The sequence below is a fragment of the Actinomyces sp. W5033 genome (assembly GCF_051303165.1).
The window spans coordinates 18,964-41,093 of the sequence record NZ_JBPPGD010000008.1; the positions used below are offsets into that span (position 1 = coordinate 18,964).

17 protein-coding genes are annotated in these 22,130 nt (G+C 74.4%); 10 read left to right on the plus strand and 7 right to left on the minus strand.

Annotated elements, in window-relative coordinates; all coding sequences use genetic code 11:
- Positions 1-6 precede the first annotated feature (6 nt).
- Complete coding sequence (locus ACSJJR_RS06860; protein WP_435942915.1) at positions 7-927, plus strand: GNAT family N-acetyltransferase; 921 nt, start codon at positions 7-9, stop codon at positions 925-927.
- A gap of 12 nt (positions 928-939) precedes the next feature.
- Here the strand turns inward: ACSJJR_RS06860 and ACSJJR_RS06865 are convergent, their stop codons facing one another.
- On the minus strand, positions 940-2,286 hold the full coding sequence (locus tag ACSJJR_RS06865; protein WP_435942831.1) for a hydroxymethylglutaryl-CoA reductase, degradative: 1,347 nt from the start codon (positions 2,284-2,286) through the stop codon (positions 940-942).
- Complete coding sequence (locus ACSJJR_RS06870; RefSeq protein WP_435942832.1) at positions 2,283-3,524, minus strand: thiolase family protein; 1,242 nt, start codon at positions 3,522-3,524, stop codon at positions 2,283-2,285. Before ACSJJR_RS06870 ends, ACSJJR_RS06865 begins: the two co-directional genes overlap by 4 nt.
- A 130-nt stretch (positions 3,525-3,654) precedes the next feature.
- Between ACSJJR_RS06870 and ACSJJR_RS06875 the strand changes: the two genes are divergently transcribed.
- The 3 genes from ACSJJR_RS06875 (at position 3,655) to ACSJJR_RS06885 (ending at position 6,629) form a co-directional block, all read left to right on the plus strand.
- On the plus strand, positions 3,655-4,833 hold the full coding sequence (locus ACSJJR_RS06875; protein ID WP_435942833.1) for a hydroxymethylglutaryl-CoA synthase: 1,179 nt from the start codon (positions 3,655-3,657) through the stop codon (positions 4,831-4,833).
- A gap of 126 nt (positions 4,834-4,959) precedes the next feature.
- Complete coding sequence (locus ACSJJR_RS06880; protein WP_435942834.1) at positions 4,960-5,274, plus strand: hypothetical protein; 315 nt, start codon at positions 4,960-4,962, stop codon at positions 5,272-5,274.
- The gene (locus tag ACSJJR_RS06885) at positions 5,271-6,629 is read left to right on the plus strand and encodes a tripartite tricarboxylate transporter permease (protein ID WP_435942835.1); all 1,359 of its coding nucleotides are present in this window, start codon (positions 5,271-5,273) and stop codon (positions 6,627-6,629) included. The genes ACSJJR_RS06880 and ACSJJR_RS06885 overlap by 4 nt, the downstream gene beginning before the upstream one ends.
- Positions 6,630-6,702: 73 nt before the next feature.
- Here the strand turns inward: ACSJJR_RS06885 and fni are convergent, their stop codons facing one another.
- The 4 genes from fni to mvk are packed head-to-tail and all read right to left on the minus strand — an operon-like array spanning position 6,703 to position 10,972.
- A complete protein-coding gene (gene fni, locus ACSJJR_RS06890; protein WP_435942836.1) occupies positions 6,703-7,827 on the minus strand; it encodes a type 2 isopentenyl-diphosphate Delta-isomerase in 1,125 nt (374 codons plus the stop codon).
- The gene (locus tag ACSJJR_RS06895) at positions 7,824-8,996 is read right to left on the minus strand and encodes a phosphomevalonate kinase (protein ID WP_435942837.1); all 1,173 of its coding nucleotides are present in this window, start codon (positions 8,994-8,996) and stop codon (positions 7,824-7,826) included. The genes fni and ACSJJR_RS06895 overlap by 4 nt, the downstream gene beginning before the upstream one ends.
- Positions 8,997-9,008: 12 nt before the next feature.
- A complete protein-coding gene (mvaD, locus tag ACSJJR_RS06900; RefSeq protein WP_435942838.1) occupies positions 9,009-10,016 on the minus strand; it encodes a diphosphomevalonate decarboxylase in 1,008 nt (335 codons plus the stop codon).
- Positions 10,013-10,972 carry a mevalonate kinase gene (mvk, locus tag ACSJJR_RS06905; RefSeq protein WP_435942839.1) on the minus strand — a complete coding sequence of 320 codons (960 nt, stop codon included), beginning with the start codon at positions 10,970-10,972 and terminating at the stop codon, positions 10,013-10,015. Before mvk ends, mvaD begins: the two co-directional genes overlap by 4 nt.
- A 314-nt stretch (positions 10,973-11,286) precedes the next feature.
- Between mvk and ACSJJR_RS06910 the strand changes: the two genes are divergently transcribed.
- Both ACSJJR_RS06910 and ACSJJR_RS06915 read left to right on the plus strand, forming a co-directional pair.
- Positions 11,287-13,128 (plus strand): proline--tRNA ligase, encoded by a 1,842-nt coding sequence (locus tag ACSJJR_RS06910; RefSeq protein WP_435942840.1) that lies wholly within the window; start codon positions 11,287-11,289, stop codon positions 13,126-13,128.
- Positions 13,115-16,156 carry a DEAD/DEAH box helicase gene (locus ACSJJR_RS06915; protein WP_435942841.1) on the plus strand — a complete coding sequence of 1,014 codons (3,042 nt, stop codon included), beginning with the start codon at positions 13,115-13,117 and terminating at the stop codon, positions 16,154-16,156. The genes ACSJJR_RS06910 and ACSJJR_RS06915 overlap by 14 nt, the downstream gene beginning before the upstream one ends.
- Here the strand turns inward: ACSJJR_RS06915 and ACSJJR_RS06920 are convergent.
- Positions 16,134-17,081, minus strand: a complete 948-nt coding sequence (locus ACSJJR_RS06920; RefSeq protein WP_435942842.1) for a hypothetical protein — start codon at positions 17,079-17,081, stop codon at positions 16,134-16,136. The genes ACSJJR_RS06915 and ACSJJR_RS06920 overlap by 23 nt on opposite strands.
- 102 nt (positions 17,082-17,183) lie before the next feature.
- On the opposite strand from ACSJJR_RS06920, the gene rimP reads away from it, so the two are divergent.
- The 4 genes from rimP (at position 17,184) to infB (ending at position 22,030) form a co-directional block, all read left to right on the plus strand.
- Complete coding sequence (gene rimP, locus ACSJJR_RS06925; protein ID WP_435942843.1) at positions 17,184-17,636, plus strand: ribosome maturation factor RimP; 453 nt, start codon at positions 17,184-17,186, stop codon at positions 17,634-17,636.
- An 86-nt stretch (positions 17,637-17,722) separates the two neighbouring features.
- Complete coding sequence (gene nusA / locus ACSJJR_RS06930; RefSeq protein WP_435942844.1) at positions 17,723-18,769, plus strand: transcription termination factor NusA; 1,047 nt, start codon at positions 17,723-17,725, stop codon at positions 18,767-18,769.
- A 94-nt stretch (positions 18,770-18,863) separates the two neighbouring features.
- A complete protein-coding gene (locus ACSJJR_RS06935; protein ID WP_435942845.1) occupies positions 18,864-19,142 on the plus strand; it encodes a YlxR family protein in 279 nt (92 codons plus the stop codon).
- A 143-nt stretch (positions 19,143-19,285) separates the two neighbouring features.
- Positions 19,286-22,030, plus strand: coding sequence for a translation initiation factor IF-2 (infB, locus tag ACSJJR_RS06940; RefSeq protein ID WP_435942846.1), 2,745 nt, complete (start codon positions 19,286-19,288; stop codon positions 22,028-22,030).
- Positions 22,031-22,130 lie beyond the last annotated feature (100 nt).

Below are 22,130 nucleotides of genomic sequence, written 5' to 3' on the forward strand. Positions count from 1 at the left end.
CAACGGATGACCGGGGGGCTGCTCTCCCTGTGCGCCCTGGACCCGGTGGCCGGCGTGGGCCTGGCCGGTCAGCTGGGCCGCTGGCCGACATGGGGCAGCGGCGACGTCGTCGCCCTGGGCCGTGCCGGGCAGCCCGACGGCGGGGCCTGGGCCACCAGCTCTCTCCTTCCCCTCGGCCTCGCCGCCCGGCCGGCCCTGGGCCACCCGGGCTCCAGCAGCGCCCAGGTGCGTGCGCTGGCCGAGCACGCCCGCCGGCGCCTGACCCGCAACGGCTCCGTCTACGGCCCCGTCGAGGACGTCGAGCCCGTGTGGGGCGAGCTGGCGGGGATGGGGGTGGCCAGCCGTGAGGAGAGGTGGAGCCAGCCGCTGCTCGTGGCGCCCCACCCGCCCGGTGGCCTGGCCGCTGCCGTGCTCCGACGGCGCCGGGAGGCCGGATGGGTGGCCGCGCTGCTGCACGCGGCCACGAGCCCGCAGGAGCCTGCCGTGCTGGAGGCCTCGGTCGCGATGTTCCGCGCGGAGCTCGGCTACAACCCGACGGACTCAGGCGGCGCCTACGCTCGTCACGTCTCCTGGCTCGTGGGCGCCGGGCGCAGCTACGTCGTCCTCGATGACGGTGCGGGGCGTGCGTCGCTGCCGGGCGGGCCGAGGGCCGTGGCCTTCAAGGCGGACGTCGGCGCCCTGTGGCACCCGCCCCACGGGCGCGGCGGCGTCGCCCTGATCACCGGCGTGTGGACCCGCAAGGACCTGCGCGGCCAGGGGGTGGGCAGCGTGGCCCTGGCCGCCGTCGTCGATGCGGTGCGCGCCGAGCACGTGGGCCACCACGGCACTGTGTGCCTGTACGTCAACGACTACAACACGCCGGCCCTCGGCCTGTACCGGGGGCTGGGCTTCGAGCGCGTGGGGACCTACGCGACCGTCCTGCTGTGAGGACGCGCCTGCTCAGCCCTCACCGGCCGCGGCACGGACCTGGGCGAGCAGCCGGCGGGCGGTGTCCTGGTTCATGCGCTCCGCGGACCGCAGCAGCTCGGCGACCTGCTCGATCTGCTCACCGCGTGCGCCCACGGTGATGGCCAGGGCACGCGAGTGCATCGACATGTGGCCCTTCTGGATCCCGTCGGTGACCAGCGCCCGCAGGGCCGCGAGGTTCTGCGCCAGGCCGACGGCGGCGACCACCCGCGCCACCTCGGCGGCGTCCTCGGCCCCGATGAGCCCGAGCGCGGCCTCGGCCTGGGCCAGGGCGTGGATCGTGCCCCCGACGCTCGCCAGCGGCAGCGGCACGCTCATCTGCCCGTGCAGCACCGCGGCGCCCTGCGGGCGCGTGAGCGACCACTGCGACAGGCCCCGGTAGCGCCCGTCACGCGCGGCCCAGGCGTGACAGCCGGCCTCCACGGCACGCGTGTCGTTGCCGATGGCGAGCGCGGCGGCGTGGACCCCGTTCATCACGCCCTTGTTGTGCGTCACGGCGCGGGTGGTATCGACCTGGGCGAGGTCGGAGGCCAGGGCGATGCGGCGGGCGGTGCGCTCCGCCAGGCCCGCCAGCTCCTCGCCCTCCAGCCCGCGGGCGGCGCGGGCCGGCACGAGCAGCGCCGCCGGCAGGTCGCAGGAGACCTCCACGAGGGAGCCGACGGCGTAGTTGGAGATGATCGCCATGAGCACCTCCTCGTCGGGGAAGCGCTCACGCAGGACGGCGGCCACCGCCTCGCCGATGGTGTCGATGATGTTCGCGCCCATGGCGTCGCGCACGTCCACGCTCAGGTCCACGCTGACGAAGCCGCGTGTGCCGGCCGCGCCGCCCGCCGGGTCCGCGGGCGGCAGGTCGCGCACGCGCAGGTCGCGCAGGCCTCCGCCCCGGGCGATGATCGAGGGGTGCGCCTGGGCCGCGGCGGCAAACAGCTCCTCGCGGCACTGCCCGATGCGCTCGGCGAGCCGAGGGTCGCGTGGCTCGGCCACCACCACCTGGCCTGTCATGAGGCGCGTGGGGGTCACGGCGGTGAAGCCTCCCGCCATGCGCACGATCCTCGCGCCGTTGGCCGCGGCGGCCACCACGGAGGCCTCCTCGGTGCACAGGGGCACCGTGTACGTGCGGCCGTTGACCAGCACCCCCGGCACCACCCCGATGGGCAGGTGCAGCTGGCCCACCTGGTTCTCCACGAGCCGGGAGGCGGTGTGCGGGTCCAGGCCCACGGGGGCGGCCAGGAGCTCGTCCGCCTCGGGCGTCAGCCGGCCCTCGGCGACCATCTGCTCGCGCCGCTCGGCGGGGCTGAGCTCGTAGAAGCGGCGGCTCACCGGGCCTCCTGCGCCACGGGGCGGGCCAGGGACTCGACGAGCACGGCGATGCCCATGCCACCGCCCACGCACAGCGAGGCGACGCCCCGGTGCAGGTTGTCGCGGCGCAGCCGGTGCACGAGGGTGACGAGGATGCGGGCGCCGGAGGCGCCCAACGGGTGCCCGAGCGCGATGGCCGAGCCCATGGGGTTGACCGTCTCGGGGTCCAGGTCCAGGTCCTGGCTCACGGCCAGGGAGGTCGCGGCGAAGGCCTCGTTGATCTCGTAGGAGTCGATGTCCGCCGTCGTCAGCCCCTGGTGGGACAGCAGGTCCCGGATCGCGGTGGTGGGGGAGAAGCCCATGATCCGCGGGTCGATGGCGATCTCCGAGGAGCTCGACATCACGGCGAGCACGTCCAGGCCGTGACGGCGGGCGTAGTCCGCGGAGGTCAGCACGAGGGCGGCCGCGCCGTCGGCCACGGAGGAGGCGTTGCCGGCGGTGACGGTGCCGTGCTCGGCGAAGACGGGACGCAGCCCCGCCAGCCGCTCCTCGTCCGTGTCCGGGCGGATCGGCTCGTCGCGGTCCAGGCGCTCGCCGTCGGGCAGGTCCACCGGGGAGATCTCCTCGGCGTACAGGCCCTCGCGGGTGGCGCTGGCGGCCCGCTCGTGGGAGCGCAGCGCCCAGGCGTCCTGGCTCGCGCGGTCGATGTCGTGCTGCTTGGCGACCTCCTCGGCGGTGACCCCCATCGCCTCGCCACTGAAGGCGTCCGTGAGCCCGTCCACCATGAGGGAGGGCTGGGGGTCGAGGTAGGAGCGGGTCTCCGGGTCGTAGGCGGACACGAGCGCGGCCCGGGTCATCGACTCCGTCCCGCCGGCGACGACGACGTTGGCCCGGCGCAGGCGGATGAGCTGCTCGGCGAGGATGACGGACTTCAGACCGGAGCCGCAGACCTCGTTGACGGTCATCGCCGGCACCCGCACCGCCAGCCCGGCTCCCAGCGCGACCTGCCGCGCCACGTTCTGCCCGGCCCCGCCCTGGTAGACGTTGCCGAAGATGAGCTGGGCGACGTCGTTGGCCACTGCCGGGACCCGCTCCAGGGCCGCGCGCACCGCGTGGGCGCCGAGCTCGGCAGCGGTCATGTGCGACAGGCTGCCGCGGCGGCGCCCCGTCGGTGTGCGCATCGCTGAGACGATGACGGCGGCACTGCCCTCGAGGTGGGCGAGGTCGCGGCGGGTGTCGTGCATGGAGCCCCCGTTCATGAGGTGGTGTCTGGGGCGTAGTCTAAACTGCTGCGGTGCCCGGGGCGTCGTGCGCTCTGCCGCGTCAGCGGCGTTCCGACGCCGTCGTGACGGCCTGACCGCCCCCGCCCACCGACCCCTGGAGGCCCGCGTGCTCATCGGCATCGACTCGCTCGAGATCGCCACCCCGGAGCTGTACCTCGACATGACCGACCTCGCGGTGGCCCGCGGCGTGGACCCCGCCAAGTTCCACACCGGTCTCGGGCAGGACCAGATGGCCGTCGCGCCCGCCACCACCGACGTCGTCACCCTGGCCGCCCGTGCCGCTGCCGCCGTCCTGGACAGGGCGGAGGAGGCTGACACCGCCTCCCTCGGGCTCGTCGTCGTGGGCAGCGAGTCCGCCGTTGACGCCTCCAAGGCGATGGCCGTCATGGTCCACGGGCTGCTCGGCCTGCCCGAGGGCGTGCGCGCCTTCGACATCCGTGAGGCCTGCTACGCCGGCACCGCCGGGCTCATGACCGCGGTGGACTACGTCGCCGCCCACCCGGGGCGCACCGCCCTCGTCATCGCCTCCGACCTGGCCCGCTACGGGCTGGGCACCGGTGGGGAGCCCACCCAGGGCGCGGGCGCCGTCGCCATGCTCGTGCGCCAGGACCCGCGGCTGCTCGTCATCGACCCGGCCTCGACCGCCCGCACCCAGGACGTCTACGACTTCTGGCGTCCCGAGGGCGAGAGCGTCCCGCGCGTGGACGGCCACCTGTCCAACCGGTGCTACACGGACATGTTCGCCCGGGTCCTGGCCGCCCACCAGGAGGCCAGCGGCCTGGGGCTGGAGGACTTCGCGGCCCTGTGCTTCCACCTTCCCTACACCAAGATGGGCCGCAAGGCGCTGGCCGGGGTGCTGCCCCCCGAGGAGGCCGAGGCCCGCGGGCTGGGCCACCTGCACCGCCGCTACGACGACTCCCTGGTCTACTCGCGCCGGGTGGGCAACTGCTACACGGCCTCCCTGTACCTGGGCGTGGCCTCCCTGCTCGACCACTGCGACCTGCGCGCCGGCGACCGGCTGGGACTGTTCTCCTACGGCTCGGGCGCGGTGGGCGAGCTCGTCACCGTCACGGTCGTCGAGGGCTTCGGCGCGCGCCGGGACCCTGGCGCGACCGTGTCCGCGCTCGACGCGCGCCGGCGCCTGGGTGTCGAGGAGTACGAGTCGGTGCTCACCGAGTCCCTGGGGCCGGTCGGTGAGGACGCCTCGGCCACGCTCCTGCCGGACGAAGGCCCCTACGCCCTCACCGGCGTGGTGGACGGCGTGCGCCGCTACCGCAGGCCCTGAGCCTCGTGCGCCCGCGGGCCGCCGGGGCCAGCCCGCCCGCGGGCCGCCGGGGGAGGGACGCATTTCATGGGCTACCTCATAGGACGTCGTACCTACTGGAGGCGGTTGGGCGCATAGAGTCCTGGCGTGTACCACAACGCCTCCACGAGTGCTGACCTGCCCCAGGCACCCCACATCGAGGTCTGGAACGACCTCGTCAGCGCGCGCGACCTCGTCCTGTCCCTGGCCCTGTGCTCCGCCTGCGCCTGCGGAGCCCTCGCCGTCGCCACCGTCACGGGTGGCCAGCTCCTCTTCTGGGGCCTGGGCGGCTGCGTCCTCGGCTTCACGCTCAGCTGCCTGATGGTGCGCCCCAAGCGCGAGGTGAGCGTCGTCGAGACTGAGGACGACGCAGCGCCCGCTGAGGCCGCAGCCACCGCCGAGCGCACGGAGGCGCAGCAGTGACCCTCACGATGCTCGCCCTCATGCTCCTGGCCGTCCTGGCCGCCGTCGTCCTGTACTCCTTCATCGGCTTCATCCCCGGCACGGACGAGACGAGCGTGCTCGCCCCCATCACCCTGACCCTCGTGCTCTCGGGCGCCGGCGCCGAGGTGGTCCTGTCCTTCTTCATCTCCGCCATCGTCACCCTCAACCTCATGAACGCCATCCCGACGGCCCTGGTAGGCCTGCCCGGCGGCGTCATGAGCGCCCCGCTCATGGAGCACGCGGTCCTGCTGCGCTCCAAGGGCATGGCCTCGACGACGATCCGCAAGATGGCCGTCGGCTCGGCCATCGGCACGCTCGTGTCGATCCCGCTGGCCTTCCTCCTGGCCGCCGCCGTCGCCCCCCTGGCCGGGCCCATCAAGGAGCAGGCTCCGCTCATCCTCGCCCTGGGCGCCTGCCTGCTGGCTGTGCTGGGACAGAACCGGGTCCTGGCGCTGCTGTCCATCGTGCCCATGGCCTTCCTCTTCAGGGGCCTGCCGGCCCTGTACGAGGCCAAGGGCGTCATCGAGCCCGGCGACAGCGTCAACATCTCCTTCTTCCTCGGCATCACCGTCGGCCCGCTGCTGGTCACCCTGCTCGAGCTGCTCAACCGGCGCCGCCGCGAGGCCCTGCCGCACGGCACCCTGACCCAGGCGCGCCTGAGCGCCGACGGCTTCCGCTCGCGCGAGCTGCGCCCCCACCGGCTCGTCACCGCTGGCGAGGGCGCGTGGAGCGCCGCCATGGCGGCCGCCTCCACGCCCCTGTTCGTCCTGTCCCCGGTGGGCCTGACCTTCCTGCTCGGCGAGGCCTCAGCGGCCCGGCTCAAGGACCCGGTGGAGCGGGCCAAGCGGGCCGTCACCGTCATGAGCTCGCTCACGCACTCGACCTACCTGGCAGGCGTCATCATCCCGCTTGTCGCCCTGGGCATCCCGATCTCGGGCGTGTCCGCGGGACCGGCAGGCCCCCTGTTCGAGGCCGACGGTGTCTACAGCCTCGAGCACAACATCCACCACCTGCTGAGCCTGCCGCAGTTCGTCCTGGCCACGGTGCTGGGCGCGCTGGTCGCCGTCGTCGTCACCTACGTCGTGGCTGTGCGCTGGTCCAGCCAGATCACGCACTTCGTCATCAGGCGCGTGCCCCACGAGGCCGTCCTGTCCCTGTTCGTGTCCCTCATCGTCGTGCTGGCCTACATCGACGCCGGGGTGGCCAACGTCTTCGGCGTGCTGCTCGTGGGCATCGTGTGCGGCTCGCTCAACCGCCTGGGCGTGTCCTACGGGGTGCAGTTCATGACGCTGTACGCCTCGCCCGGTATCGTCACCTGGCTCGCCTCCCTCTGAGGCCGGTGGCGCCAGCGCTGTGGCCGGCGCCACCGGCCGGGCGCCGGGCCTGTGCGCTGGGCCGGGTGCCAGCCTAGGCGGAGCGGCGGGCCAGGGCCGGCAGGTCCACTCCCAGCAGGCGGGCGCGCTCAGCGGTGGCGCCCGTGACGAGCAGGTCCGTGCGGGCCAGGTCCGCCACCCGTGAGGCCCCCAGCAGCGCCATGATCCCGCGCACCTGCTGCGTCCAGGAGACGAGCTCGTCGACTAGGGCCTCGGGGCCTGACTCGGTGAGCGTGCGCATGAAGTGGCCCGAGACCCCCACCGCGCGCGCCCCCAGGGCCAGGCCCCGCACGACGTCCAGGGGACTGCGCACGGCGCCGGAGGCCAGCACCTCCACCGGGGGCGCCCCGGCCGGCCCGTGCAGGCACTCGAGCAGGCACAGGGCCGCGCTCTGGCCCCAGCCGATGAGGTCCCGGTAGGCGCCGTCCTGGCGCCGTGAGGTCTCGATGGCCACGAAGTCCGTGCCCCCGTTGCCGGCCACGTCCGCCGCCGCCACGCCCAGGAGGGCGAGCCGGTCCACGGTGCGCCGCGACAGGCCGAAGCCGACCTCCTTGACCACCACCGGCACCTCGACGGCGTCGGCGATCTGCGCGATGCGCTGCCCCCAGCCGGAGAAGTCCCGGTCCCCCTCGGGCATCGGCACCTCCTGGGCGACGTTGACGTGCACCTGCAGGGCGTCGGCCTCAAGCATCTCGACGGCGCGAAGCGCCTCCTCGGGGCCGACCGTGGGCCCCACGTTGGCCAGCACGAAGGCCTCGGGGGCCGCACGGCGGATGACCCGGAAGGTGTCCTCGCGCGAGGGGTCGCGCAGGGCCACGTGCTGCGAGCCCGAGGCGATGGCCACGCCCGCGGCCGCCGCGGCCTCGGCCAGGGCCGCGTTGAGCCGGCCCGTGGCCTCGGTCCCGCCCGTCATCGCGTTGACGTAGAAGGGCAGCGGCCAGCGCCCGCCCAGGACCTGGGTGGACAGGTCCACGGCCTCGGTGGCCGTCTCCGGCAGGGCGTGGTGGAGGAAGCCGACGTCCGCCCAGGGGGTCGTCCTGCCGGGACCGTGCAGGTCCATCGCCAGGCGCACGTGCTCGTCCTTGCGCTCGCCGTGCTGGCTCACGGCTGCGCCGTGCCGGGGCGCCGCGTCGGCTGCGGGCTGGGTGACGGGGCTCATAAGGCCTCCTCGCTACGGGTCCAGGCAGCCAGGTCAAGGGGGACGATGCCGGCCGCGGCCCAGGCCGAGCGCAGGGCCGCCGTGCTGGTGGCGGGACCGTGCAGGGCGATGCCGCAGTCCCCACCGCCGGCCCCCGAGCTCTTGGCGGCCGCGCCGTGGGCGCAGGCGATCTCAACCAGGCGCGAGAGCCCGGGCGTCTCGATGACGACGCCGCTCATCCGCGACAGGTCCGCCAGGAGCCGGCGGTGCCCGGCCACCTGACGGCGCACCCCCGCCAGGTCCCCGGCCTCCAGGGCGGTGACGAGCCCGGCCAGGCAGTGCTCGGAAGCGGCGAGGAACTGCTCATAGGTCCTCGCCTCCGGCGCTCGCGTCGAGGGCCCGGAAGGGCCACCGGAGGCAGGGGACGGCGTTGGGGCGGCTGGGCCCGCTGCCGGGGCTCTTGGCTGGAGACGGGACTGGACGTGGGAGACGAGGCTGGCCGTCGAGGCCGGCTCACCGGTCCAGCCGACCAGCAGGTCGATCCCGTCCGCCTGCGGCATCCGGCGCACCGCCAGCCCGGGCCAGCACGCCTGGAGCAGCGCGCCGACGCCACGCACGCGCCGCTGGCGCCGCAGCCAGTGCCGGTCAGGGGAGGAGTACAGCACCCAGCCCGACAGGGCGCTCGCCGCCAGGTCCCCGCCGGAGCCCACCGGCTCGACGGCGTCGGAGGCCAGCAGCGCGAGCTTGAACACGTCCAGGTCGCTCAGGTCCAGTGCGTGGAAGCCGGCCACGGCCCGCACGGTGGCCACCGTCACCGCCGCGGAGGAGCCCAGGCCCAGCTTGCGCCCGGAGGCGTCGTCGAGCTCGCTGAGGACGTCCAGGTGCACCATCGCGGGCTCCCGGCCCTGCTCGCGCACGAGCTCCTCGACCACGCGCAGCGCGGAGATGACGTAGTCGGTCGCGCCGGTGCTCGGCACGGCCAGCCCCCGCGCGTCGCGCTGCCAGGTGCGCTCACCGCCGTCGTACAGGGCGGAGGACACCCGGGCACGAGGGCCCGCGGCCGTGGCCGCCGTCACCGTGATGAAGCGGTCCACGGCCACGAGCAGGGCCGAGTGACCGCTCTCGACGACCGCGTACTCCCCGGCGACGTACAGCTTGCCCGGGGCCTGGCACGTGACAGACCGACTCATGGCCCCAGCCAATCAGGACCCCGGCTGCTCATAGCGGATCCCCTCACCGCCGCGCCGCACCGTCACCGACGCCCCGGGAAGGAGACCGGCCAGGGCCTCGGCCGCCGCACCGGCGTGAGCGGTGTCGGTGAGGACCTTGACGTTGGGGCCCGCGTCCATCGTGGCCCACACCGGCAGGCCGTCCCGGCGCAGCCGCTCCACCTCGTGCAGGACCGCGACCGTGCCCGGACGCCAGTACAGGACCGCCGGGCGCGCCGCCACCATCGTGGCATGCATCCCCAGGGCGTTGGCCTGCGCCACCGCCCCCAGGCGCTCGAGGTCACCCGAGGCGGCCGCCTCAAGGGCCTCAGCCAGGTCCGCGGCGCTGGCCTCGACCCACGCCGGGTACAGCGGCGAGGTCCGCATCGTGTGGCGCATCGCCACCGTGGAGGACACCGCCTTGGCGCCGGCGTCCAGGGCGATGACGACCATGGCCAGGTCCAGGGCGCAGGGCACCGGCTCCGCGAAGGAGGAGGCGTCGTCCGTCCCCCGGTTCCAGCGCACCAGGCCCCCGAAGACGGAGCGGGAGGCCGAGCCCGAGCCCCGACGCGCCAGGCACGACAGCGCCCGGGCATCCAGGTCCAGGCCCGCGGCGCGCGAGGCGGCCCCCGCCAGGGCTGCGAAGCCCGCGGCGGAGGAGGCCAGGCCCGCCGCCAGCGGCACCGTCGAGGTTGACACCACGCTCGCGGCCTCGTCCTGGCCCAGGCCCGCGCGCTCGCGCACGAGGGACAGGAAGCGGTGCACGCGCTCGCGGGCGGTGCCCTCGACACCCACACCGTTGATCGTCACGACGTCCTGGCCGTCGGCGCCGCCGTCGAAGGAGACGGTCGTCGTCGTCCACGTCTCGTCCAGGGTGAGCGACAGGCTCGAGGTGGTTGGCAGGTGCAGGAGGTCGTCCGTCTTGCCCCAGTACTTGATGAGGGCGATGTTGGAGTTCGCGCTCGCCGTCGCCGTGCGGGCCGTCGCGGTGCCCGCGCTCACTGCGCCGTCCCGCTCGCGCGCAGCTGGTAGGTCCAGGTGCGCGCCGCACCGGCCTCGCGCAGGGCGGTGCACACCGCTGCGGCCGTCTGGGGCGAGTCCGTGAGGCTGATGAGGCAGCCTCCCAGGCCCCCGCCGGTCATCTTCGCGCCCAGAGCCCCCGCCCGGCGCGCCGCCACGGTGAGCGAGTCCAGCAGGTCCAGGCTCACCCCGATCTCGGAGAGCACCTCGTGCGCCGCGTTCATCATCTCGCCCAGGACCTGCGCCTCGCCGTCGGCCAGGGCCCGGATGGAGCGGTGGGTGAGCTCGCCCAGCCGGTTGATGCGGGGGCCGTAGAAGCCCGGGTCCGCCTCGTAGCGGCGGCGCAGCCCACCCACCGCCTCACGGGTGGAGCCGTGGACCCCGGAGTCGGCGATGACCAGCTGGACGTCCTCGATGCGCTGGCTCAGCAGGCGCATCTCGCCGGACTGGAAACGGATGGGGGAGGGGGCCGTCGTCGCCGCGGCGTCGAGCCCCGAGGGGCGGTCGTGGGCGATCTGCTCGGCCTGGTGGATGAGTGGCAGCAGCTCCTCACGGGTGGCCTGGCGCCCGCAGGCGTCCAGGACCGCACGGATGATGGCGCCCGCGGAGGCCGCCGAGGAGCCCAGTCCCCTCTCGTGGGGGAAGTCGCTGGTGGTCGTCAGCTCGAAGGACTGCCCCAGGCAGCCGGAGCGCTCGCGGGCCACCTCGAAGGCCCGGGCCACGCAGGCGAAGTGGTGGCCGGCCGCGCGCAGCGGGCCGTCATAGTCCAGGGAGCGCAGCCACGAGGGGCCGTCGGTGGGGGTCGCGGTGGCCTGCATCCGCAGGTCGTGCAGGGGCACGGCCACCGCCGGGTGGCCGTAGACCACCGAGTGCTCACCGATGAGGATCGCCTTGGCCCAGGTGCGTCCGTGCCCCACGCGAATGGGCTGTCGATCCATGCTCAGCGTTCCCTTGTCGTCGGTCACCGGTTGCGGCCCTGCTGCCTGGACGGCGCAAGGAAGGGCGCTGCCGAGGCTAGTGACCCGCTCGGAGGGCCCGCAAGCCGGTGTCTGCTGCGCGCGGCCCGCGGGCAGCGCGCCACGTCGTCGGCACAGGAGCCGCCCGGGTGGGGCAGGAAGGAGGGACCGTCGCCGGGCCCGGAGGCAGGATACGAGATGAGGGCCCGCCCCCGTGCCCGAACGGGCCCGGGGCGTGAGCGGCCCCGCCCCCGGGCCACGACGGCGGGCGCCCGGCGAGCACGTAGGATCGTGCCGTGCTTCAGACGATGTCCACCGCCTTCATCCGTACCCTCCGTGAGGACCCGGCCGACGCAGAGGTCGCCAGCCACCGGCTCCTCGTGCGCGCCGCCTACGTGCGCCGCACCGCACCGGGCATCTACACCTGGCTGCCACTCGGGCTGGCCGTCCTGCGCAAGATCGAGGCCATCATCCGCGAGGAGATGAACCGCATCGGTGCCCAGGAGGTCCACTTCGCCGCCCTGCAGCCGGCCGAGCCCTACAAGGACTCCCACCGCTGGGACGAGTACGGTCCCACCCTCTTCCGCCTCAAGGACCGCAAGGGCGGCGACTACCTGCTCGCCCCCACCCACGAGGAGATGTTCACCCTCCTGGCCAAGGACCTGCTCAGCTCCTACAAGGACCTGCCGACGGCGCTGTACCAGATTCAGACGAAGTACCGCGACGAGGCCCGCCCCCGCGCCGGGATCATCCGGGGCCGCCAGTTCATCATGAAGGACTCCTACTCCTTCGACCTCGACGACGAGGGCCTGGAGGCCTCCTACCAGCGCCACCGCGCCGCCTACGAGCGCATCTTCACCCGCCTGGGCCTGGAGTACGTGCCTGTCAACGCCATGGCGGGGGCGATGGGCGGCTCCCGCTCGGAGGAGTTCCTGCACCCCTCCCCGGTGGGGGAGGACACCTTCGTGCGCTCGCCCGGGGGCTACGCCGCCAACGCCGAGGCGGTCGTCACCCCCGTGCCCGACCCGGTTGACGCCTCCGAGGTCCCGCCCGCCCGCGTCGTTGACACCCCCGACTGCCCGACCATCGACACCCTGGTGGACCTGCTCAACACCGACTACCCGCGCCCGGAGCGTGCCTGGACCGCGGCGGACACGCTGAAGAACGTCGTCGTCACCCTCACCCAGCCTGACGGCTCCAAGGAGCTGCTCGTCGTCGGGCTGCCCGGTGACCGCGAGGTGGACCTCAAGCGCCTGGAGGCCGCCCTCAGCCCCGCCGAGGTCGCTGTGGCCGAGGACGCGGACTTCGCGGACCACCCCGAGCTCGTGCGCGGCTACATCGGCCCCACCGCCGTCGGCCCCTCCTCCCCGGCCCGCCGGGTCGAGACCGACGAGCACGGTCACGAGGTCCTGGTGGGCTCCGTGCGCTACCTGCTCGACCCCCGCGTCGTCGATGGCACGAGCTGGGTGACCGGGGCCAACGCGGACCGCAAGCACGTCCTGCACCTGGTCAAGGGCCGCGACTTCGAGGCCGACGGGACCATCGAGGCCGCTGAGGTGCGTGCGGGAGACCCCGCCCCGGACGGCTCTGGCCCCCTGGAGATCGCCCGCGGCATCGAGCTGGGGCACATCTTCGCCCTGGGCCGCAAGTACGCCGACGCCCTCGGCTTCACCGTCCTGGACGACAACGGCAAGGCGCGCACCGTCACCATGGGCTCCTACGGCATCGGCGTCTCGCGCGTCATGGCCGCCCTGGCCGAGGCCAGCTGCGACGAGCACGGCCTGGCCTGGCCGATCCAGGTCGCCCCCTACCATGTGCAGGTGCTCGCCACCGGCAAGGACGACGAGGTCTTCTCCACCGCCGCCGCGCTGGCGACCGAGCTCGACCAGGCCGGTCTCGAGGTCCTCTACGACGACCGCCGCAAGGTCTCCGCGGGCGTGAAGTTCGCCGACTCCGAGTTGCTGGGCGTGCCCTTCACCGTCGTCGTGGGCCGCGACCTCGCCCGGTCCGGCACGGTCGAGATCCGCGAGCGCCGCTGCGGCGAGCGCCGCTCGGTGCCCGTCGACAGCGCAGCGGAGCAGATCCGCTCCACCGTGGTGGCGGCCCTGGAGGCCGTCCCGACGGGTGAGGGGCTCTGAGCCGCCGGGCCCGGAGACGGGCCCCACGCCACCAGGTGACGGCCGGCCGCTGCGGCGGCTGCGGCTCGGCGCGTCCCTGCGCCCCTACCAGCGTGAGCTCCTCGACGCCGTCGAGCCGCAGGACGGCGCCCGCCTGCACCTGGTGGCGCCACCGGGCGCGGGCAAGACCCTCCTGGGCCTGGAGCTGGCACGCCGCAACGGCCGCCGTGCCCTGGTCCTGGCCCCCACGACGCTCATCCGCGACCAGTGGGCGGCCCAGGCGCGCAGGTTCCTGCGGCCCGACGACGCCGGCCCGCCCGAGCACACCGCCTGCCTGACCAAGGCCGCCGGCCTGGCCGAGGACGCCGCGCCCGAGGGCCTGACGGTCCTCACCTACCAGTCGCTGACCGTCGTGGACGGCGCCGGACCCTGGCAGGACGCCGCTCGCAGGCGCTGGGCTGCCGAGCGCGTCGAGGAGGGTATGAGCGCTGGCGCCGCTGAGGGCTGGCTGAGCCGCCTCGAGGCGGAGCACCCCGCGGCCTGGCGCCGGGGAGTGGCGGCACGCGCCGGACGTCTACGCTCCCACGTCGATGAGCTCGACGACACCGCCGTCGAGAGCCTGCTGGCCCCCGGGGCGCGACGACGCCTCGACGCCCTGGTGCGCAGCGGCACCGCCACCGTCGTCCTGGACGAGTGCCACCACCTCACGGCGCACTGGGCGGTCGTGGTCCAGTACCTGCTGCGCCGTCTGAGCGCCGCCGGCGCAGCGCCGACCCTCATCGGCCTGACCGCCACGCAGCCCAGCACCGAGGACTCCTCCTGGTCTCGCTACCACGCCCTGCTCGGTGACGTCGACGCCGAGATCCCCCTGCCTGCCGTGGTCCGTGCCGGGCACCTGGCCCCTGCCCGCAGCCTGGTGTGGTTCACCACCCCGACAGCGCAGGAGACGGCCTTCCTGGAGGCGCGCGGCGCCGAGCTGCGCGCCAGGGTGGCCCAGACGCTGCTGGCCCCCGACGGCATCGACTTCCTCCTGGACCTCGTGGCCCCCGTCCCCGAGGGGCGCGCCCCGGGCCAGGCCGGGCACGCAGCGCCGGCGTCGGGCGCCGTGCAGCGGGCAGGAGCGCCGGTGCCCGCCAGCCGTGAGGAGGTCCTGGCCCGCCTGGCTGCGGGAATCGACGCCGATCCTGTGCTGGCGACGGCCGCGGCCGCCGTCCTGCGGCGCACCGGCACCTACACGCCCACGGCCCTGAGCGTCCTCGTGGTCCCCGAGCTGCCCGACGTCGGGTCGCTGGGGCTGGAGGACGAGCTGCGGCTCGTGGGCCGCTACGCCCTGGAACGGGTGCTGCCGGACCCCTCCCGGCGCGGCGAGTGGCAGGGGCTGCGCGACCTGCTGGGTGGACTGGGGGTGAGCCTCACCGACTCCGGCCTGCGCGCCGGGCGCTCGCCCCTGGATCTCATCGCAGCCAGCACCCGGGCCAAGGACACGGCCGTCGTCGAGGTCCTGCGTGCCGAGCTCGACGCCCTGGGTGAGCGGTTGTGCGCTGTCGTCGTCACTGACGCCGCCGAGCGCTCCGCCACCCACAAGGCCCTCGACGTGCTGGCCGGGGCCCACAGCGGGCGCCCCGTCGGCGGCGTGCTGCGCTGCCTGGAGACTGTGCTCACCGACCAGCGGCTGCGTGCCCTGCACCCGGTGGCGCTGACCTCCTCGCACCTGCGCCTTGCCAGCGGCGAGGAGAGCCTGCTGGAGCGGCTGCGCACCGAGACCGGTCTGCCCCTGAGCGTCACGGACGACGGCTGGACCACGCGCGTGACCGCTCCCGCCGGGCGGGCCTCAGGGCTGGTGCTCGCCGTCTGCCGCCTCGTGGCCGCCGGGCAGGTCCGTCTGGTGCTGGGGACCCGGGGCCTGCTCGGGGAGGGGTGGGACTGCCCGCAGGTCAACACCCTGGTGGACCTCACCACGGCCACGACGGCGACGGCGGTCTGCCAGCTGCGCGGTCGCACGGTCCGGCTGGACCCGGCGTGGCCGGGCAAGGTGGCCCACACCTGGTCACTGGCCTGCCTGCTGCCCACCGAGGCCGGCCTGGCGCAGCAGCCCGACCTGGCGCGCCTGGAGCGCAAGCTCGACCACCAGTGGTCTCTGCGCGTGCAGGACCCGGGCGCGGGTGACGGCAGCGGGCGGCCGGCGCTCATCACGACCGGTCCGGCCGGGGTGCTGGAGCCTGAGCAGGTCGCGGTACTCGACGCCCTGGCCGGCGCGGCCCCTCAGCGGGCGCCGCTGGGCACGGCGGCGGCCGTGGCCCGTCTCAACGCGGGTACCGTCGCCAGCCTGTCCGACCGCGCCGGGGAACGGCAGGCCTGGCTGGCGGGCGCCGGCGCGGCCCACGCCGCCGGGAGCGGCGCCACCGGCAGCGAGGACGGGCTGCGCCCGGGCACGGCTGTGGAGGCGGTCGAGATCCGCCTGCGCCCGGGCCTGTTGCGCCGGGGCACGCCCGAGGGGCTGTGGACGGCGCTCGTGCGCGTCGTGGCCGAGGTGCTGGCTGAGCGCACAGGCGCGCCCCTTGAGGAGGGGCAGGTCGTGTCCCTCACCGACCGTGACGCCGTCGTCGTGGGCCTGGCCGGGGTGGAACAGCGCCACGCCCAGGCGGTGGCCGAGGCCGTGGCGGCCCTGCTGGGTCCTGCGGCCACCGCACCGCGCTTCGTCCTGGAGGTCGCCACCGGGTCCTGGAGCCGGCGGGCCGGCAGCAGGCTCGGCGTGCTGCGGCGCCTGCTGTCGCGCCTCGAGGCGGCCCTGTGGCGCGGTCCCGACCGGGTCATCATGCTGGCGGTGCCCGCCTCGCTGGTGCGCTCGCGCACCCAGGCGGTGGCGCTTGTGGACGCCTGGAGCCGTCTCATCGGCCCCTGCCGCCTGCGCCTGGTGAGGGACGAGGGCGACGCCGCCGCGCTCCTGGGGGCGTGCGCCAGCACGAGGGGTGTGAGCGTCAGCCGCCTGCGCTGGTGGGTCGAGGGGCCGCAGCCGGCAGGCCGGCTCAGTGCCCCGGAAGGGCGCTGACGTCCGCGCCCCAGGAGACGGCCGTCAACGCCGCCGCCACGGCCGCGTCCAGGGCCTCGGCGCGCGCCCGGCCCGTGGTGGTGGACACGGCGACCACCTCGGCGTCGGCCACACGTAGCCACACCTGGCGGGCCCAGGTCACCTCGGCGCTCGCACCGTCCTGGGCGCCAGGCGCGGCGTAGGCGGCGAGCCGCGTGTCCTCACCGCCCAGGGCGACGGAGGCGTTGACGAGGTCGTCGGCCCCGGCCGCCTGCGCCTGGGCGCGTGAGCGGGTCTCCTCGTCACCGCGCGCCGCCACCTCCTCCAGGGCGTAGCGGGCGGCGTCGTAGGCCTGGAGCAGGGCACCGGGCAGGGGCTCGGAGGTCGGCGTGGCGCGACCCTCGGCCCCGGCGGTGCCGGGCTCAAGAGCCTCCAGCGCCACCGACCAGGACACGGCCACGGCGGCGTAGAGCGAGGCCTCCTGTGCCTGGGCGGCGGTGAGGCAGGCCTCACGTGCCTGCGCGGCGCCGGCGGTGAGGGCCTCGACCAGGGCGTCGCGCGAGGCCCCCGCTGCGGCCGTGGCGACCGGGGAGGCTGTCGGGAAGGTCGAGGGCACGGGTGCCGTGTAGGGCTCCCACACCCCGCCCAGGGCCTCGAGCTGGACGGCGGTGTCCGTCACGAGGGCGGAGGCGATGCCGGCGGCCGGGTCCTCGGGGAAGGCGGCCAGGAAGGAGGAGGCGGTTGAGGCCACGAGCACGGTGCGGCGGGCGAGGCCGTCGCGCACGGACTCCTGCTCGGAGGCCGAGGGGAGGGTCCGGGGTGCCGCCTCACCGATCCTCAGCCCGCAGCCGGTGGTGCCGACGGCGAGGGCGCACACGGCCAGGAGCGCGGCCGTGCGGCCAAGGGGCGTGAGGCGGTCGGCGGGGCCTGTGGGGATGCTCGTCACGCGGTGATCCTGCCACGGACGGGTAGCATGGGCGCGTATGACCACGCCCGCGGGCTGGGCGCCTGCCCGCCCGCGGGCGCCACCGACCCTGGAGGGACACCCATGGCCGACGCTCTCGCCACCCGGCTCACCGAGCTGCTCACCCCCGTGGTGGAGGGCGTGGGGCTCTTCCTCGAGGGTGTTGAGACCACGAGGGCCGGGCGCCACTGCGCCGTCCGCGTCGTCGTTGACCTTCCCGACGGCGAGGGCGACATCGACCTGGACATGGTGACCGCCGCCACCGGGGCCGTCTCCGCGGCCCTGGACGCCGCTGACCCGGTCAAGGGCCAGTACACCCTCGAGGTCCTCAGCCCCGGCGCCGAGCGGAGGCTGACCACCCCGCGCCACCTGCGCCGCGCCGTCGGCCACACCGTCGCCGTCACCACGGCCGGCGCGACGCTCACCGGAACGCTGCTCGCCACCGACGCGGACACCCTCACGCTTGACGTCGACGGGGCCGCCACGACGCTCCCCCTGGACGAGGTCACCGAGGCCCGGACCGTCGTCGTCCTCTGACACCCCGACCACCAGACACCTGCGGCCGGGCGGCCGCGCACCGGGCCCGAGCGCCCCACCAGACGAGAGAGGACACCCAGGACACCATGGACATCAACATGCCGGAGCTGCGAGGCGCGGCCGACGAGCTGGGCATCGACCTGGACGACCTCCTTCCCGCCATCGAGGACGCCATCCTCACCGCCTACCTCAAGGTCCCCGGCGCGATCCGCGGCTCCCAGGTCGAGATCGACCGCCGCAGCGGGCACATGACCGTCCTCGCCCCGGAGCTGGACGAGCAGGACCAGCCCACCGGTGAGTTCTTCGACGACACCCCGGAGGACTTCGGGCGCATCGCCCAGGCCACGGCCCGCTCGGTCATCGTCCAGCGCATCCAGGACCGTCGCGACTTCGAGGTCCTGGGGGTCTTCAAGGACAAGGCGGGGGAGCTCATCTCCGGCACCGTCGAGCAGGGGCGTGACCCCCGCCTTGTCTACGTGCGCCTGGACGAGGAGCACGAGGGGATCATGCCGCCACACGAGCAGGTCCCCGGCGAGCGCCACCGCCACGGCGACCGCGTGCGCGTCTACGTCACCGAGGTCTCGCGCGGCCTCAAGGGGGCCCAGATCATCCTCTCCCGCTCACACCCGGGCCTGGTGCGCAAGCTCTTCGAGCGCGAGGTCCCCGAGATCGGCTCCGGCGACGTCGAGATCGTCGCGATCGCCCGCGAGGCCGGCCACCGCACCAAGATGGCCGTGCGCTCGCGCGTCAAGGGTGTCAACGCCAAGGGCGCCTGCATCGGTCCGATGGGCCAGCGCGTGCGCGCCGTCACCTCTGAGCTCGGTGGCGAGAAGATCGACATCGTGGACTACTCCGAGGACCCGGCGCGCTTCGTCGCCAACGCGCTGTCGCCCGCGCGCGTGTCCGAGGTGCGCATCGTGTCGATGGAGGACAAGACGGCCCGTGCGACCGTCCCGGACTTCCAGCTCTCGCTGGCCATCGGCAAGGAGGGGCAGAACGCCCGCCTCGCCGCGCGCCTGACCGGCTGGAAGATCGACATCCACGCGGACTCCGAGTCCGGGCGGGTCGTGCCCGGCACCGGCTCGCGCGCTGACGACGTGACCGGTCCCTCACAGCCCGGCGACGAGGCCTGAGCGGGCCGCCGGTAAACTTGACGCGGACCCTGCCAGCCTTGGGTGCGGCCTGCCGTGCACAAGGCGCCCGGGCAGGATGAGCGGAAGGACACGCGTGACGGCCACGAGCACCTCACACGTGCCCGAGCGCACCTGTGTCGGGTGCCGCGGCAAGGGTCCCCGGGCGCAGCTGCTGCGTCTGGTCCTCGACGGCGGCGGGCTCGCCGTCGACCCTCGGGCGGTGTCGCCCGGGAGGGGCGCGTGGATCCACCCGGACCCCGCGTGCCTGGAGCTCGCTGAGCGCAGGGGCGCCCTTGGGCGCGCGCTGCGCACCCGTGGGCCGTTGGATGCGGCCCCCGTGCGCGACTGGCTCTCCCGCAAGGGCAGGGCCTGAGCGCATGACACCGGTCCTGGGACCGGGAACACCGATTGCAAAGGCGGGTAGGAAGCCGATGGGCACCCGATGAGTACCCAGCGATGAGCTGCCTCTACTAGCGCCTGCTCCTGGTCAGGAGCAGGCAACCTGACAGGAGAAATGTGGCTAAACCACGCGTTCACGAGCTCGCCAAGGAGCTCGACCCCACTGGCAAGAAGATCACCTCGAAGGTGATCCTGGCCTGGCTCAAGGACCAGGGAGAGTTCGTCAAGGCGGCCTCCTCCGCCGTTGAGCCCCCGGTGGCGCGCCGCGTGCGCGAGCACTTCGGGCCCAGGGCCGAGGCGGGCGCCAAGCCTGCGGCCCGTCCGGCCGCGCCCAAGCCCGCCGCCAGGCCTGCCGCGCCGCGCCCGGCTGCGCCCGCTGCCCCGGCCACCGCCGAGGCCCCGTCGCCGCGCCCGGCCCCCGGGCCGCGTCCGGCCGCGCCCCAGCGAGACACGGCCCCCGCTGAGCGCCGCAGCGCCCCGACTCCGGGCCCGCGCCCGGGTGCGCCGCGTCCGGGTGCGCCGCGTCCGGGTGCGCCGCGTCCGGGCAACAACCCCTTCGCCTCCTCGCAGGGCATGCCCCGTCCGGGCGGCTCGCGCGGCCAGGGCGGCCAGCCGGGCCAGGGCGGTCCGCGCCCGGGTGCCCCGCGCCGTCAGGGTGCTGGCGCCGGCGCGCCTCGTCCCCAGGGAGCCGGGCCGCGCCCGCAGGGCGGTGCCCGTCCGGGTCCGCGCCCCGGTGGCCTGCGTCCCAACCCCGGCATGATGCCGGGCACCTCCTCCGTGGGGCGCCCGGGTGCCCCGGCGCGCGGCGGCCAGGCCGGCCGCGGTGGCCGGCCGGGAGCTGCCGGCCGTGGTGGCCAGGGCGCCGGTGGCGCCGGACGTCCCGGCGGCGGCTTCGGCGGCGGCCCTCGTGGCGGCCGCGGCGGGCGCGGCTCGACGCAGGGCGCCTTCGGGCGTGGTGGCGGCGCGCCCCGCGGGCGCAAGTCCAAGCGCGCGAAGCGGCAGGAGTTCGAGCAGCAGAGCGCACCGTCGCTGGGCGGCGTCATCGTCCCGCGCGGTGACGGCTCGACCCCGGTGCGCATCCGCCAGGGCGCGACCCTGACGGACTTCGCCGAGAAGATCAACGCGAACCCCGCCGCCCTTATCACCGTGCTGTTCCACCTCGGTGAGATGGCCACGGCCACCCAGTCCCTGGACGAGGACACCTTCCAGCTCCTGGGCGTCGAGCTCGGCTACAACGTCGAGCTCGTCTCCGCCGAGGACGAGGACCGCGAGCTGCTCGAGTCCTTCGACATCGACCTCGAGGCCGAGGAGGCCGGCTGGTCCGACGAGGACCTCGAGTCCCGTCCGCCGGTGGTCACCGTCATGGGCCACGTCGATCACGGTAAGACCAAGCTGCTCGACGCCATCCGCTCCACGGACGTCGTCGCCGGCGAGGCCGGTGGCATCACCCAGTCCATCGGTGCCTACCAGGTGCGGGTCTCCGTCGGTGACGAGCGCCGGTCGATCACCTTCATCGACACCCCCGGTCACGAGGCCTTCACCGCCATGCGTGCCCGAGGTGCCGAGGTCACCGACATCGCCATCCTCGTGGTGGCCGCCGACGACGGTGTCATGCCGCAGACCATTGAGGCCCTCAACCACGCGCAGGCGGCCAACGTGCCGATCGTCGTCGCGGTCAACAAGATCGACAAGGAGGGCGCCAACCCGGACAAGATCCGTGGCCAGCTCACCGAGTACGGCCTGGTGCCCGAGGAGTACGGCGGCGACACGATGTTCGTTGACATCTCCGCCAAGCAGCGCCTCAACATCGACGAGCTGCTTGAGGCCGTCGTGCTCACCGCCGACGCCGCCCTGGACCTGCGGGCGAACCCGAGCAGTGACGCCCGCGGTGTCACCATCGAGGCCAAGCTCGACAAGGGCCGTGGCGCCACGACGACGGTCCTCGTCCAGCAGGGCACCCTGCGGGTGGGCGACCCCATCGTCGCCGGCTCCGCCTACGGGCGCGTGCGCGCCATGTTCGACGAGCACGGCCAGAACCTGGAGGAGGTCGGTCCCGCGCGTCCGGCCCTCGTGCTGGGCCTGACCAGCGTGCCGAGCGCCGGTGACTCCTTCATCGTCGCCCCCGACGACCGCACCGCCCGCCAGATCGCCGACAAGCGTGAGGCCGCGGAGCGCGCCGCCCTGCTGGCCCGGCGCCGCAAGCGCGTGTCCCTGGAGAACCTCACCGACGTCCTCAAGGAGGGCAAGGTTGACACCCTCAACCTCATCCTCAAGGGCGACAGCTCGGGTGCGGTCGAGGCGCTGGAGGACTCGCTGCTCAAGATCGACGTCGGCGACGAGGTCGCGCTGCGCATCATCCACCGCGGTGTCGGTGCGATCACGCAGAACGACGTCAACCTCGCCACGGTGGACTCCGCCGTCATCATCGGCTTCAACGTGCGCCCCGCGGTGCGGGTCGCCGAGATGGCCGACCGCGAGGGCGTGGACATGAAGTTCTACTCGGTCATCTACGCGGCGATCGAGGACGTTGAGGCCTCGATGAAGGGCATGCTCAAGCCCGTCTACGAGGAGGTCGAGCTCGGTACTGCCGAGGTCCGTCAGGTCTTCCACTCCTCGAGGTTCGGCTCCATCGCGGGCTCCCTGGTGCGCTCGGGCGTCATCCGGCGCGGGGCCAAGGCGCGTCTGGTGCGCGACGGCGTGGTCGTCAACGGCGACCTCACCATCGAGACCCTGCGTCGTGAGAAGGACGACGTCACCGAGGTCCGCGAGGGCTACGAGTGCGGTATCAACCTGGGCTTCAAGGACATCGCCGAGGGCGACGTCATCGAGACCTGGGAGATGCGCGAGAAGCCGCGCGACTGAGCGCCGCTGAGCTGGGCCGGGGGCCGCCCACCACACGGTGGGCGGCCCCCCCTCCCCCCCCCCCCCAACCTCCCTACTTCCACAACAAGGCGCCAAACAC

What these genes read in the sequence shown, in the direction of transcription:
- ACSJJR_RS06860 (WP_435942915.1), top strand. Translation starts at nt 7, where the DNA reads ATGACCGGGGGGCTGCTCTCCCTGTGCGCCCTGGACCCGGTGGCCGGC.
- ACSJJR_RS06870 (WP_435942832.1), bottom strand. Translation starts at nt 3,524, where the DNA reads ATGAACGGGGGCTCCATGCACGACACCCGCCGCGACCTCGCCCACCTC.
- fni (WP_435942836.1), bottom strand. Translation starts at nt 7,827, where the DNA reads ATGAGCCCCGTCACCCAGCCCGCAGCCGACGCGGCGCCCCGGCACGGC.
- ACSJJR_RS06895 (WP_435942837.1), bottom strand. Translation starts at nt 8,996, where the DNA reads ATGAGTCGGTCTGTCACGTGCCAGGCCCCGGGCAAGCTGTACGTCGCC.
- mvk (WP_435942839.1), bottom strand. Translation starts at nt 10,972, where the DNA reads ATGGATCGACAGCCCATTCGCGTGGGGCACGGACGCACCTGGGCCAAG.
- rimP (WP_435942843.1), top strand. Translation starts at nt 17,184, where the DNA reads ATGGCCGACGCTCTCGCCACCCGGCTCACCGAGCTGCTCACCCCCGTG.
- nusA (WP_435942844.1), top strand. Translation starts at nt 17,723, where the DNA reads ATGGACATCAACATGCCGGAGCTGCGAGGCGCGGCCGACGAGCTGGGC.